This is a genomic window from Streptomyces sp. NPDC028928 (assembly GCF_055564915.1).
Window position 1 is genome coordinate 375,568 of record NZ_JBVHVI010000004.1, and the last position, 14,026, is coordinate 389,593.

The window sequence follows — 14,026 nt, forward strand, 5'->3', positions numbered from 1 at the left end:
ATGCCGACCAACGGTGCACCCACCAAGATCACCCAGGGTTCGCAGACCAAGGGCGGCATCGGCGAGTCCACGCTCCGCCCGGACGGCACCCTCAAGGTCACCGGCGAGTTCGCGTACTCGTCCGACATGTGGCACGAGGACATGCTGTGGGGTCAGATCCTGCGCTCCACCGTCGCCCACGCCGAGATCGTCTCGATCGACACCTCCGAGGCCCTCGCCATGCCGGGCGTGTACGCCGTCATGACGTACGACGACCTGCCCACCGAGGTGAAGAACTACGGCCTGGAGATCCAGGACACCCCGGTCCTCGCGCACGGCAAGGTACGCCACCACGGCGAGCCGGTCGCGATCGTCGCCGCCGACCACCCGGAGACGGCCCGCCGTGCCGCCGCCAAGATCAAGGTCGACTACCGCGAACTCCCGGTGATCACCGACGAGGCCTCCGCGACCGCCCCGGACGCGATCCTCGTCCACGAGAACCGCGACGACCACCACTCCGGGCACGTCCCGCACCCCAACATCGTGCACCGCCAGCCGATCATCCGCGGGAACGTGGAGGAAGCGCGCAAGCGCGCGGACGTGATCGTGGAGGGCGAGTACACCTTCGGCATGCAGGACCAGGCCTTCCTCGGCCCCGAGTCCGGCCTCGCCGTGCCGGAGGAGGACGGCGGCGTCCACCTCTACATCGCCACCCAGTGGCTCCACTCCGACCTGCGCCAGATCGCGCCCGTCCTCGGCCTGCCCGAGGAGAAGGTGCGCATGACGCTGGCCGGCGTCGGCGGCGCGTTCGGCGGCCGCGAGGACCTGTCGATGCAGATCCACGCCTGCCTGCTGGCGCTGCGCACCGGCAAGCCGGTGAAGATCGTCTACAACCGGTTCGAGTCCTTCTTCGGGCACGTCCACCGGCACCCGGCCAAGCTGTACTACGAGCACGGCGCCACCAAGGACGGCAAGCTCACGCACATGAAGTGCCGGATCGTGCTGGACGGCGGCGCCTACGCCTCCGCCTCCCCGGCGGTCGTCGGCAACGCCTCCTCGCTGAGCGTCGGCCCGTACGTCATCGACGACGTCGACATCGAGGCCATCGCCCTCTACACCAACAACCCGCCCTGCGGCGCCATGCGCGGCTTCGGCGCGGTCCAGGCGTGCTTCGCCTACGAGGCGCAGATGGACAAGCTGGCGAAGAAGCTGGGCATGGACCCGGTGGAGTTCCGGCAGCTGAACGCGATGGAGCAGGGCACCATCATGCCGACGGGCCAGCCGGTCGACTCGCCCGCCCCCGTCGCCGAACTCCTGCGCCGCGTCAAGGCGATGCCGCTGCCGCCGGAGCGCCAGTGGGAGTCCAGCGAGGGCGCCGACGTACGGCAGCTGCCCGGCGGTCTGTCCAACACCACGCACGGCGAGGGCGTCGTACGGGGCGTCGGTTACGCCGTCGGCATCAAGAACGTCGGCTTCTCCGAGGGCTTCGACGACTACTCCACCGCGCGCGTCCGCATGGAGGTCGTGGGCGGCGAGCCCGTCGCCACCGTGCACACCGCGATGGCGGAGGTCGGCCAGGGCGGTGTCACCGTCCACGCCCAGATCGCCCGCACGGAGCTGGGCGTCACCCAGGTGACCATCCACCCGGCGGACACCCAGGTCGGTTCCGCGGGCTCCACCTCGGCCTCCCGGCAGACGTACGTCACCGGCGGCGCCGTGAAGAACGCCTGCGAGATCGTCCGGGAGAAGGTCCTGGAGATCGGCCGGCGCAAGTTCGGCTCCTACCACCCCGCCTGGGCCACGGCCGAACTCCTGCTGGAGGGCGGCAAGGTCGTCACCGACGGCGGCGAGGTCCTCGCCGACCTGGTCGACGTCCTGGAGGGCGAGGCCGTGGAGGTCGAGGAGGAGTGGCGGCACCGGCCGACCGAGGCCTTCGACCTGCGCACCGGCCAGGGCAACGGACACGTCCAGTACTCCTTCGCCGCCCACCGCGCGGTGGTCGAGGTCGACACCGAACTCGGCCTGGTCAAGGTCATCGAACTGGCCTGCGCCCAGGACGTCGGCAAGGCGCTCAACCCGCTCTCCGTCGTCGGCCAGATCCAGGGCGGTACGACCCAGGGCCTGGGCGTGGCCGTGATGGAGGAGATCATCGTCGACCCCAAGACGGCGAAGGTCAGGAACCCCTCCTTCACGGACTACCTGATCCCCACCATCCTCGACACGCCGACCATCCCGGTCGACGTGCTCGAACTCGCCGACGACCACGCCCCGTACGGGCTGCGCGGCATCGGCGAGGCGCCGACCCTGTCGTCCACCCCGGCCGTCCTCGCGGCGATCCGGAACGCGACCGGGCTGGAGCTCAACCGCACTCCCGTACGGCCCGAGCACCTCACCGGCACCGCGTAACACCCCCACAGCTCTCCGGGCGGCGCAGGGAACGTCACACACTCCACGCGCCGCCCGGAGGAACCCCCTCTTTGAGTTCCGCTCCGCTCGCGGTCCTTGAAGTACCAGGAAAACGTTCGTCTCGGGCCGTCCCCCGGGTCGTCCATTCCCCAAATCCCGTACCCCACAGGGAAGTCGTACGGGTGCCCCTTTGAACCTTGGGAGATGGCACCATGACCCAGCAGTCAGTGGAGCCCAGGACCGCAGCCGAAGACGCCGGCGAAGGAAGCCGCGTCCCGGCCGGACGGTCCTGGCTCGACCGGTACTTCCACATATCCAGAAGAGGATCCACGGTCGCGCGTGAGGTGCGCGGCGGCATCACCACCTTCATGGCGATGGCGTACATCCTCCTGCTCAACCCCCTCATCCTGTCCGGCAAGGACCACGCGGGGGACACGCTCGGCCAGAAGGCGCTGATCACCGCGACCGCGTTCGCGGCGGCCTTCACCACGCTGCTGATGGGTTTCGTCGGCAAGGTGCCACTCGCCCTCGCCGCCGGCCTCTCCGTCTCCGGCGTCCTGTCCTCGCAGGTCGCCCCCAACATGACCTGGCCCCAGGCCATGGGCATGTGCGTGATGTACGGCGTGGTCATCATGCTGCTGGTCGTCACCGGCCTGCGCGAGATGATCATGAACGCGATCCCGCTCGCGCTCAAGCACGGGATCACCATGGGCATCGGCCTGTTCATCGCGCTGATCGGCTTCTACAAGGCCGGCTTCGTGCACCAGGGCAAGGCCACCCCGCTCAGCCTCGGCCCCGCCGGTGAACTCGCCGGCTGGCCGGTGCTGCTCTTCGCCGGCACCCTGCTGCTGATCTTCATGCTCCAGGCCCGGAACATCCCCGGCGCCATCCTCATCGGCATCGTCTCCGGCACGATCGTCGCCGCCGTCCTCAACGGGCTCGGCGTCATCGGCGCCGGGCAGTGGGCCAACGGCGCCCCCGCACTGCACGGCAGCGCGGTCTCGATGCCCGACTTCTCGCTCTTCGGGGACGTGGAGTTCGGCGGCTGGGCCGAGGTCGGCGCGATGACGATCGGCATGATCGTCTTCACTCTGGTGCTCGCCGGCTTCTTCGACGCCATGGCCACCATCATCGGCGTCGGCACCGAGGCGAACCTCGCCGACGACAAGGGCCGGATGCCGGGCCTGTCCAAGGCGCTGTTCATCGACGGCGCCGGCGGCGCGATCGGCGGTGTCGCGGGCGGCTCCGGCCAGACCGTGTTCATCGAGTCGGCCACCGGCGTAGGCGAAGGCGCCCGCACGGGTCTCGCCTCCGTCGTGACCGGCCTGTTCTTCGCGGCCTGCCTGTTCTTCACGCCGGTCACCGCGATCGTGCCGCAGGAGGTCGCCTCCGCAGCCCTGGTCGTCATCGGCGCGATGATGCTGATGAACGCCCGGCACGTGGACTGGGCCGACCGCGCGACCGCCATCCCGGTCTTCCTGACCGTCGTCCTGATGCCGTTCACCTACACCATCACCACCGGTGTCGCCGCGGGCGTCATCTCCTACGTCGCCATCAAGGCGGCGCAGGGCAAGGCCCGCGAGATCGGCGCCTTCATGTGGGGCCTGACGGTCGTCTTCCTGATCTACTTCGCCCTCCATCCGATCGAGACCTGGCTGGGCGTCCACTAGCCGCCCGTCCCCCAGATCCCTCCCACCCGCTTAAGGAGACCGACAGATGCTGGACATCGCCGAGGAGCTGAACCGGTGGGTCGAGCAGGGCCGTGACTTCGCCGTCGCCACCGTGGTGGCCGTCGGCGGCAGCGCCCCGCGCCAGCCCGGCGCCGCCCTCGCGGTGGACGCCGACGGCACGGCGATCGGCTCGGTCTCCGGCGGGTGTGTGGAGGGAGCCGTGTACGAGCTGTGCCGGCAGGCGCTGGAGGACGGCGAGACCGTCCTGGAGCGCTTCGGCTACAGCGACGAGGATGCCTTCGCCGTCGGCCTGACCTGTGGCGGCGTCATCGACATCCTCGTCACTCCGGTCCGGGCGGACGGTCCCGCCCGGCCGGTGTTCGCGACCGCGCTGGCCGCCGCCGCCCATGGGGAGCCGGCGGCGGTCGCGCGGATCGCCGAGGGCCCCGCCGAGCTGCGGGGCCGGGCCCTCCTGGTCCGTCCCGACGGCTCGTACGACGGCGGCTTCGGCGCCCACCCCGAGCTGGACCGCACGGTCGCCGCCGAGGCCGGCGCCTTCCTGGACGCGGGCCGCACCGGCACGCTGGAGATCGGCGAACAGGGCTCGCGCTGCGGCGCCCCGCTCACGGTCCTGGTGGAATCCTCCGTCCCCGCACCCCGGATGATCGTCTTCGGCGCCATCGACTTCGCGTCGGCGCTGGTCCGGATCGGCAAGTTCCTGGGCTACCACGTGACGGTGTGCGACGCCCGCCCGGTGTTCGCCACGCGGGCCCGCTTCCCGGAGGCCGACGAGATCGTGGTCGAGTGGCCCCACACGTACCTGGAGCACACCGAGGTCGACGCCCGTACGGTCCTCTGTGTCCTCACCCACGACGCCAAGTTCGACGTCCCCCTGCTGCGGCTCGCCCTGCGCCTGCCGGTCGCCTACGTCGGCGCGATGGGCTCCCGCCGCACCCACCTGGACCGCAACGAGCGGCTCCGCGCGGTCGGCGTCACCGAACTGGAACTGGCCCGCCTGCGCTCCCCGATCGGCCTGGACCTCGGCGCCCGCACACCCGAGGAGACGGCCCTGTCCATCGCCGCGGAGATCGTCGCCGGCCGCCGCGGCGGCAGCGGGGTGTCCCTCACCGGCGCGCACACCCCCATCCACCACGACACGCCGACGACACCGACGGGCCGGATCGGATCGGTGGCCTGAGGAGACGGGGGCGGGGGGAGCGGGGCGCGGGCTGCGGCCGGAAGAGCGAGCCGTGGCCGGCCAGCGGACCGCGCGGAGCCTGGGAAACCGGCTCGCGACCGGACCCGGCCGGGGAAGTGGCGTCGCCCGTTCCGGTGTGGTCGGGCGCATGGCGGCGCATCGTGTGCGTCGGCCTGGCCCGGCCGGGGGTCGGGTTCGTGGCCGGGTCCGGCCGGGGGAATGGCGTCCCCTCGCTCCGGGGTGGCCGGACGCATGGCGTCCTGTCCCTTGCGTCGGCCTGGCCTGGCCGGGGAGTGGGCCGCGGCCGGGCGGCGGGTCGGGGGCGGCCAGCGGGCCATGGCGGGCTTGGGAAAGCGGTTCGTGGCCGGGTTCGGCCGGTGATATGGCGTCGCCCCGTTCCGGTGTGGCCGGGCGCATGGCGGCGCGTCGTGTGCGTCGGCCTGGCTTGTCCGGGGGAGTGGGTTCGTGGCCGGGTCCGGCCGGGGGGAATGGCGTCCCCTCGTTCTGGGACGGCCGGGTGCGTGACGTCCTGTCCCTTGCGTGGGCCTGGTCCGTCCGGGGAGCGGTTCGTGCTTGGGCGGCGGGTCGCGGTGGGCTCGGGAAGCCGGTTCGTGACCGGGCCCGGCCGGGGAAGTGGCGTCGTCCGTTCCCGTGTGGCCGGGTGCATGGCGGCGCCTCCTGCGCGTCGGCCTGGGCCGCCGGGAAAACGGTTTGCCGGGCGCCGTCGGCCCTGTGTTGCATGACGGCATGGTGTCCCCCGATCGGCTGGCGGCCTTCTCCGCCCTCTCCTTCCTGCTCATCGTGGTGCCCGGCCCCAGCGTGCTGTTCGTGGTCGGGCGGGCCCTGGCCCACGGCCGCCGGGCCGCGCTGACCACCGTCGTCGGCAACACGCTCGGCGCGTACGTGCTCGTCGTGGCCGTGGCGCTCGGCATCGGATCGGTCGTCGAGCGCTCGGTCCTCGTCTTCACCGCCCTGAAGCTCGTGGGCGCCGCCTACCTGGTGTACCTCGGCGTCAAGGCGTGGCGGCAGCGGGGCTCCCTGCGGGCCGCGGTCGCGGAGTCCGGCCCGGCGCGCGGCGGCCTGCGCACGCTGGGTGAGGGGTTCGCGGTCGGCGTGGCCAACCCCAAGACGATGGTGTTCTTCGCCGCCGTGCTGCCGCAGTTCGTGGACCGGGAGCACGGACACGTCCCGGCCCAGATGCTGCTCCTCGGCCTGGTCTTCAACGCCATCGCGGTGATCTCCGACGGCGTCTGGGGCCTCGCCGCCTCCGCCGCCCGCGACTGGTTCGCCCGCTCACCCCGACGCCTGTCCGCGGTCGGTGGCACGGGCGGCCTGACGATGATCGGCCTGGGCGTCACGGTCGCGCTGACGGGCCGCAAGGACTGAACCCCGCTCGTGGGGGCGCCGGCGGAGCCTGTTCCGGGTGACAGGGGCCTGTGGTGGCTCACGCCGGTCCGCCCGGTCGGGCCCCTCCACGCCCCCCCCGCGAGCCCCCTCACGCCCCTCTCAGCAGTCTGTTCGCCGCGCGGCCGAACAGATGGAGGGACGCTGTTTTCAGGGCGCCGTCGAAGGCGGGGGGCAGGTAGCGGAGGCGTAGGTTCTCGCGCCACAGGACGCGGGTGCGGCCGCCGGGGCCCGGGTGGACCTCGATCTCCGCCCAGCCGAGGATGAGCCGGCCGCGTTTCTCCAGGCGGCACAGGCCGCCCTCGTCGGCGGCCGGGGGGCGCCAGATCGTCACCTCCATGATGTCGTCCACGGAGAGCGGGCCGAAGCCCGTGCGGGCGACGAAGCGGGTGCCCTCGTGGGTCGGGGCGGGCGTGAGCATCCTGATCCGGGTCAGCGGGACCGCGTCGGCGTGGCGGGGCCAGTCCGTGAGCCGGCGCCACGCCACGTCGAGCGGGAGCGGGGCCGTACGTTCGAAGGAGAAGGTGGGCACGGGCACGATCGTAGGCAACGCGCGCCGGTCACCTGCGCGTTCATCGGCCGCCTCACCCCGCCCGCGTAGCAGGTGTCCGTGCGCGGACGTATGCTGAAACAGTCGGTGCGCGGGGCGGCACGACGCCGTTCCTGTTTCTGCCCTTCCTGCCATGTGCCGGGCAACCAGCCCGTCTCACGGGGGAGTTGATCGTCATGCCGTTGAAGGACTACGGCGTTCTCATCGCCCGCGCCGTCGACATCCGGCGTGAGGGCGCGAGGAACACGCCGCACTACCAGATCCACCTCACGGACGACCGGGGCACCCACTACCGCGCGGCGGTCAACGTGCTGTCGCAGGAGCGCCCCTCCGAGCTGCTCTACCTGGTCGCCGACGACTTCCGGCACCCGCTGACCGCCCGCCTGGAGGGCCTCCCCGGCGGCTGGAACACCCTGCCGCCCGGTCCCGGCGGCCCGAACCTCGACTTCGTACGCGGCAACCTCTTCGACCCGGCCGGCATGCGCTCGCTCCCGGCGGACGTCGAGGGCCCCGACAACGACCTCGCCGACCTCCTCGACCACTACGTCAAGCGCGCGGTGGCCGACCCGGCGGCGCGGCTGTACGTCTTCGGCTCCCGCTTCGGCCCCGAACCCTCCGTCAAGGACAAGGTGTTCGGGTTCCTGCCCGGCAACGGCGTGCACGACGTCCACATGAACCAGGGCAACAGCCACCGGTTCCGCGGCGACGACGGCGTCTGGCAGGACGGCGCGATGCTGCTGCGCTTCCCCGGACAGTCCCGCTGGGTCGGCATCTTCCTGGCCTTCCAGAGCCAGTCCTGGCACACCGACGACACCACCGGGCACACCCTGGAAGACGTCGACGGCACCCGGCCCACCCCCGCCGCGCGGCCCGTACGGATCGTCGCGGCGCTGGTCAACCCGAAGGGCGCCGCCCCCGAGGCGGAGACCGTCACCCTCCTCAACGCCTCGCCGGATCCCGTCGACCTGACCGGCTGGCGCGTCGTCGGCCGCACCGGCCCGGGCTCGCCGGTCCCGGCCGCGGCCCCGCTCGCGCCCGGCGGCTGCCTCGCCGTCCCGCTCACCGCCGGGGCCCAGCTCGGCAACCAGGGCGGTGAGATCTCGCTGCTCGACGCGGCCGGACTGAAGGTCCACGGCGTCTCCTACACGGCCGAACAGGCCGCCGGCGAAGGCTGGACCGTGGTGTTCTGAGGAGCCTCGCGGGAGGCTACGGGCGGTACACCTTTCCGGGCTCCGCCTTTCCGGGCGCCAGCAGCTGAGGGACCGTCACGAAGACGTAGCCGCGCGCCTTCAGCGCGTCGATGATGCCGGGCACGGCCGGCACGGTCCCGGGATAGATGTCGTGCAGCAGGATGATCCCGTCCCGGGACGACTGGTCGAGGACGCGCTTGGTGATCAGCGCCGAGTCGTTGGTCGTGTAGTCCTTGGCGGTCACGCTCCACAGCACCTCCGCGAGGCCCAGCTCCTTGCAGATCTCGTGCACGTCGGCGTCGGTACGGCCCTGCGGCGGGCGCATCAGGGTCGGCTTGTGCCCGGTGAGCCGCTCGATCGCCTCGTTGGGCCGGTTCAGCTCCTCACGTATCTCCTTGTCCGATATCCGGGTGAGGATCTTGTGGTCCCAGGTGTGGCTGGCGACCTCGTGGCCCTCCGCCGCCATCCGCTTGACCAGCTCCGGGTACTTCTCGATGTGCCGCTTGCCGAGCAGGAAGAAGGTGGCCGGGACCTTCTTCTCCTTCAGGATGTCGAGCAGCCGTGCCGAGTTCTCGCTGGGTCCCGCGTCGAAGGTGAGCGCGATGCACTTGGCCTCGCGGCAGTCGACGGTGCCGAAGCGGGCCGGCGCCCCGTGCGCCCCCTCGGCCGCCTCGGCGCGGGCGGTGCTCGGTGCGGTCGTGTCGACCTGCGCGCAGCCGGTCAGCGTGAGCGCCAGGCAGGCCGCGGCGGACGCGAGCGCCCGGCCACGCAACCTCCGGCCCGTTCCGCGCATCTTCCTGGGCGCATCGGTCGGCGTCGAGATCGTGTCGGTCGAAAGAGGCATGCCCGGACTATACACCGAGTGTATAGTGCACCCGTTCGAATTCCTTCCCCGGTCCTGCAAGCCCCTCGCCCCCGGACCTCCGCAACGACCCCGTGCACACCAGTAGTACCGGACGGGTACGCGGAGTAACCTCGGGACCATGACGCGCACGGGGGAGCGAGTCGTGGCATCGCGCTTACGGACACCGCCTTGGATCGCCCGCATCGAGACACCGGACGGGCGCGTCCTCGGCGCGGGCGTGCTGCTCGCCCCCGAACGGGTCCTCACCGCCGGCCACGTCGTCAGCCCCGGACACCGTTACACCGTCCGTCTGGTCGGCGTCCCCGGGCTGGACGCCGTGACCGCCACCGTCCACCCCGACGAACACGTGCCCCAGCGCGAGGACACCTTCGGCGACCGCAGCGGCGACCTCGCCCTGCTGCGCCTGTCCGCACCGCTGCCCGCCGAACACACCACCCGGCTCTACCGGCTCGCCGCCCCGCACGGACCCGTCAGCATGTACGGCTTCCCGGACGGCGACGACGGAGGGCGCTGGCACGGCGCCACCCTGGTCGCCGCCCGCGGCCGGGACAGCCAGGTGCAGTTGCGCCCGCTCACCCCCGGCGAACTCGCTGTCTCCGGCTTCAGCGGCGGCGGCGTCATCGACCACGCCACCGACCAGGTCATCGGCATCGTCCTCAGCGTGGACGAGGGGCCGGGCTCCGCGTTCAGCTACATGAGCCCCGCCGAGACCATCGTCAGCCATCTGCCGCAGGTCGCCGAGTGGACCGACGGCGCCGAGGCCGTCGACCCCCGGCTGCGTACCGGCACCGGCGCCGCCGCCGGCCGGCTCGACGTACCGTTCGCCACCGAACTCGCCTCCTGGTTCCGCGGCGAGGGCTGGCCGGTCCTCGTCACCGTCGTCCCCGCCCGCGGCGACCGCGCCTGGACCCTGCAGCGCGCCATCACCCTCGCCGATCGCGAACTGCGCACCCACCGCAACACCAGCGCCGTCAGCCACGACCCGCCCGAGACCGTGCCCCCGGCCGGCGCCCACGACCTCGCCCTCGACGTCAAGGGACTGACGTCCGCGGAGGTCATGGACCGGATCGCCGAACGCCTCGGCATCCGCGACGACCCCCGGCCCGAACGGCTCGGTGACCTGCGCGTCCCGCTCGCCGCCGTCCTGGTCGCCGTCGACCAGGCCGCCGAACCCGACGCCCTGCTCACCCTGCTGGACCGGCTCGCCCGGCACGGCGCCCGGCTGCTGCTGGTGTTCCGCCGCCCGGGCGAGCGCACCACCCGGGCCGCCGAGAACCTCGTACGCCACCCGTTGCGTGACCGCTGGGCCCGCCTGCACACCGAACTCGACCACATCACCGACGAGTTGGGGCCCGCGCTCGACGTCCGCCGGGACCGTGTGCTGCCCGCGCCCGGCACCCGTCCGCTGCTCGACCGGGCCGAGGCCGGCGTGCGGCGCAGCCGGATGCTGCGCGCCTGGATCGCCCACAGCCCCGACCAGGAACGCGAACCCGGGCGCGCCGACCTGCTGTTCACCTTCGAGGACGCCGTCGGCCGCCGCCGGCGGCGCCTGGAGAAGGCCATCGGCCTGCTCGACGCCCGGCTGCGCCGCCGCGAGGAACTCCTCGGCCGCGTCGGCGCGGAGTGGCCGCTGTGCCGGCAGCGGGCCGCCGCACACGGCGACCGGGTCATGGCGGCGTACCGGCTTTACGAACACGCCATGTCGGTGCTGCGGCAGACCCCCTGCGACATCGAGCGGGCCGAGGCCGCCGTAGAACGCTTCGTCGGCTTCTGCTCCACCACCGCACCCGAAGAGGAGGGCGCCTCATGACCTCCCGCGCCCTGGTGACTTCGTGCGCGCGGTCAGGCGGGCGTCGCGTGCCCCGGCTCGAGGGAGGGGGCAGCCTGGTGGCCTGGTGTGTTCGGTCGGCGGAGGACGGCGACCTCGTGCGTGGGGTCCGGACAGGAGCGCGGCACGGCCTCGTGCGTCCACCTCGAAGAGGAGCAGGTCCCGTGACCTCGTGCGTACGGCCCGCCCGGGAGGGTGCCCTGGTGACTTCGTGTGCGCGGCCTGGTGGACGTCGCGTGCCCCGGCTCGGGGCAGGGGCGGCTTGGTGGCCTGGCCTGGCCTGGCCTGTTCTGTCCGGCCCGGGGGGGAGGGCGGCCGCGTGATCTCGTGCGTTCGGCTCGCAGGGGACGGCGGCCGTCTGATCTCGTGCGTTCGGCCCGGAGGGCATGTCGTGGCCCGGCTCGGAGGGAAAGGCCGCCTGGTGCCTGGTGTGTTCGGGCCGAAGGGGAGGGCGGCCTCGGGTTCCGGCGTGTGCGGTTCGCGGAGGACGGCGACCTCGTGCGTGCGGTCCGGACACGAGCGCGGCCCGGCCTCGTGCGTCCAGCTCGAAGAGGAGCAGGTCCCGTGACCTCCCGCGTGCGGTCCGGACAGGAGTGCTGCCTGGCCTCGTTCGTCCAGCTCGGAGAGGAGCGCGTCTCGTGACCTCGTGCGTCCGGCCCGGCTGTGCGGGCCGCATCATGGGTACCGGCTACTGCGACACCTGCGGCCACCGGCACGCCGAGCCGCGCACCGCGCCGCCGGACCGGCCCCCGGTCGGCAGCACCGGTACCACCGGTACCGCCGAGGAACCCGCCGGCCCGGCCGCCGTGCACGCCGTCGCCGGGATCGGCGAACTCGACCAGCACGGACTGGTCGTGCTGCCCGAGATCCCCGTCCCCGACGACGTGCTCGTGGAGGACCCCCACCCGCCCACCGGGGGCCGCCGCTGCGGCGCGAACGGCTGCACCATGACCATCGGCATCGGCTACGGCGGCCAGCCCGCCCGTGCCACCGGCCGCTGCCCGCGCTGCGGCACGCCCTACTCCTTCCTGCCGCAGCTCGCCAAGGGCGACGTGGTCGCCGATCACTACAAGGTCCTCGGCTGCCTCGCCCACGGCGGCCTCGGCTGGGTCTACCTCGCCGAGGACACCCGCGCCGACGGCCACCGGGTCGTCCTCAAGGGCCAGATCAACGTCCACGACGCCCTCGCCCGCCGCACCGCCGTGGAGGAGCGCCGCTCCCTCACCGACCTGCACCACCCCGACATCGTCCGCATCATCACCTACGCCGAACACCGGACCCCCGGCCGCTCACCCACCGGCTACCTGGTCATGGACTACATCGGCGGACGCTCCCTGCAGCAGCTCTTCGACGCCGACGACGTCGAGCGGATCTTCCACGGCCGCCCCCGCCTCGACCACGTCCTCACCTACGGCTGCAAGATACTCGGCGCGCTGGAGTACATGCACGAACGCGGCCTGCTCTACTGCGACATGAAGCCCGCCAACGTCATCCACTTCGGCCGGGCGATCAAGGTCATCGACCTCGGCGCCGTCCGCGCCATCGGCGACCGCGCCTCCGCCTACGTCTACACGGCCGGGTTCGCCCCGCCCAAGGAGGAGATCGACCGGCGCGGCTGGCACATCGACAGCGACCTCTACACCGTCGGCATGACCCTCCAGGCCCTGGCCCGCGGCACCGAGACCGCCCGCGGCCTCGCCCCCGACTCCTTCCGCCGGCTCATCGCCCGCGCCACCCACGCCGAACCCCGCGCCCGGTTCCGCTCGGCGGCCGAGATGTCCCGCCAACTCTGGGAGGTACTCCGCGAGTTCCGCTCCCTCCAGTTCGGTGAGCAACTTCCGGAGAGTTCCACCCGGTTCCGTGCCTCCGGCGCCAGCCTGGACGCCGGACTGGGCGCCATCCCCGCCCTGGACCACTGGACCGGCCGCCCCGGCGAGCGGCCCCCCGGACTGGACGTCTCCCCGCCGCCCGCCGCCGAGGTGGCCGGCGCCCTGCCCGAGCCGGTCCCCGACCCCGAGGACGGCGCCGCCCTGCTGCTGGACACCTTCCCGCCCGACGCCCCCGACCGGGTCGCCCGGCAGTGGCCCCGCGAATCCCGCCTCGGTACCCCCGAGACCGCGCTGTGGCTGTGCCGCGCCTACCTCAGGAAGGGCGAACAGCAGGCGGCGCAGAGCTGGTTGGCCGAGGCCGAGACCCAGCTCGGCGAACGCGCCGCCCACGACTGGCGCATCGCCTGGCACCACGGCGTCCTGCACCTCAGCAGGGGCGAGGTGGACCTGGCCGGCGCCCGCTTCGACGCCGTCTACCGGGCCCTGCCCGGCGAGTACGTGCCCAAGCTCGCCCTCGGCTACTGCGCCGAGCACACCGGTACCGACCAGTCCGGAGGCGGGCGCCCGGCCCGGGCCATGCGCTACTACGAGGCCGTCTGGAAACGGGACTCCGCGCACACCGCCGCCGCGTTCGGCCTGGCCCGAGGCCACCTGGCCGGCGGCGACCGGGACGCCGCCGTCCACGTCCTCGACGAGGTCCCCGCCACCTCCCGGCACTACGACGCCGCCCGGATCGCCGCCGTACGCATCCGCGCCGGCATCCTGCACGGCGGCCCGCCCACCGCGGCCGGCCTCGGGGACGCGGCCCGGCGGCTGCCCGAACTGCGCCTGGACGGCGGCGCCGCGAGCGGCGAGTCCCGGGCCCGGCTGATCGCCGAGGTCCGCGAGAACGCCCTGCACAGCCGGCCCGGCCGGGGCTGGGGACCCGACTTCCCGGCCGGGGACCTGTTCGGCCCCGGGGACGAGGACAGCCTGCGCACCCGGCTGGAGCAGTCCTTCCGGCAGCTGGCCGCCCAGGCCCGCACCGCCGGGGAACACGGCCGGCTCCTCGACCTGGCCCACGCGGTCCGGCCGATGACCACCTTCTGACTACTTTCTGACCACCTT

9 protein-coding genes are annotated in these 14,026 nt (G+C 72.9%); 7 read left to right on the forward strand and 2 right to left on the reverse strand.

Annotated features, from left to right (window positions below; all coding sequences use genetic code 11):
• From ACZ4U1_RS12915 to ACZ4U1_RS12930, 4 genes are all read left to right on the forward strand, one after another.
• Positions 1 to 2,385: a xanthine dehydrogenase family protein molybdopterin-binding subunit gene (locus ACZ4U1_RS12915; protein ID WP_467902728.1), complete on the forward strand. Its 2,385-nt coding sequence runs from the start codon at positions 1 to 3 to the stop codon at positions 2,383 to 2,385.
• 212 nt (positions 2,386 to 2,597) lie between these two features.
• Positions 2,598 to 4,055: an NCS2 family permease gene (locus ACZ4U1_RS12920; protein WP_467902730.1), complete on the forward strand. Its 1,458-nt coding sequence runs from the start codon at positions 2,598 to 2,600 to the stop codon at positions 4,053 to 4,055.
• A gap of 46 nt (positions 4,056 to 4,101) precedes the next feature.
• Entirely contained in the window at positions 4,102 to 5,253 is a 1,152-nt protein-coding gene (locus tag ACZ4U1_RS12925) for an XdhC family protein (RefSeq protein ID WP_467902731.1), read from the forward strand.
• A 747-nt stretch (positions 5,254 to 6,000) separates the two neighbouring features.
• Positions 6,001 to 6,639, forward strand: coding sequence for a LysE family translocator (locus tag ACZ4U1_RS12930; protein ID WP_467902732.1), 639 nt, complete (start codon positions 6,001 to 6,003; stop codon positions 6,637 to 6,639).
• 109 nt (positions 6,640 to 6,748) lie between these two features.
• On the opposite strand, the gene ACZ4U1_RS12935 is transcribed toward ACZ4U1_RS12930, so the two are convergent.
• On the reverse strand, positions 6,749 to 7,189 hold the full coding sequence (locus ACZ4U1_RS12935; RefSeq protein ID WP_467902734.1) for an SRPBCC family protein: 441 nt from the start codon (positions 7,187 to 7,189) through the stop codon (positions 6,749 to 6,751).
• Positions 7,190 to 7,383: 194 nt separating this feature from the next.
• On the opposite strand from ACZ4U1_RS12935, the gene ACZ4U1_RS12940 reads away from it, so the two are divergent.
• On the forward strand, positions 7,384 to 8,397 hold the full coding sequence (locus ACZ4U1_RS12940) for a DUF2278 family protein (protein WP_467902736.1): 1,014 nt from the start codon (positions 7,384 to 7,386) through the stop codon (positions 8,395 to 8,397).
• A gap of 16 nt (positions 8,398 to 8,413) precedes the next feature.
• Here ACZ4U1_RS12940 and ACZ4U1_RS12945 read toward each other — a convergent pair whose 3' ends face one another.
• Positions 8,414 to 9,190 carry a polysaccharide deacetylase family protein gene (locus tag ACZ4U1_RS12945; RefSeq protein ID WP_467902931.1) on the reverse strand — a complete coding sequence of 259 codons (777 nt, stop codon included), beginning with the start codon at positions 9,188 to 9,190 and terminating at the stop codon, positions 8,414 to 8,416.
• Positions 9,191 to 9,404: 214 nt separating this feature from the next.
• Between ACZ4U1_RS12945 and ACZ4U1_RS12950 the strand changes: the two genes are divergently transcribed.
• The gene (locus ACZ4U1_RS12950; protein ID WP_467902738.1) at positions 9,405 to 11,072 is read left to right on the forward strand and encodes a trypsin-like serine peptidase; all 1,668 of its coding nucleotides are present in this window, start codon (positions 9,405 to 9,407) and stop codon (positions 11,070 to 11,072) included.
• 656 nt (positions 11,073 to 11,728) lie between these two features.
• Positions 11,729 to 14,008 (forward strand): serine/threonine-protein kinase, encoded by a 2,280-nt coding sequence (locus ACZ4U1_RS12955; RefSeq protein WP_467902740.1) that lies wholly within the window; start codon positions 11,729 to 11,731, stop codon positions 14,006 to 14,008.
• The last annotated feature ends 18 nt before the right edge of the window (positions 14,009 to 14,026 follow it).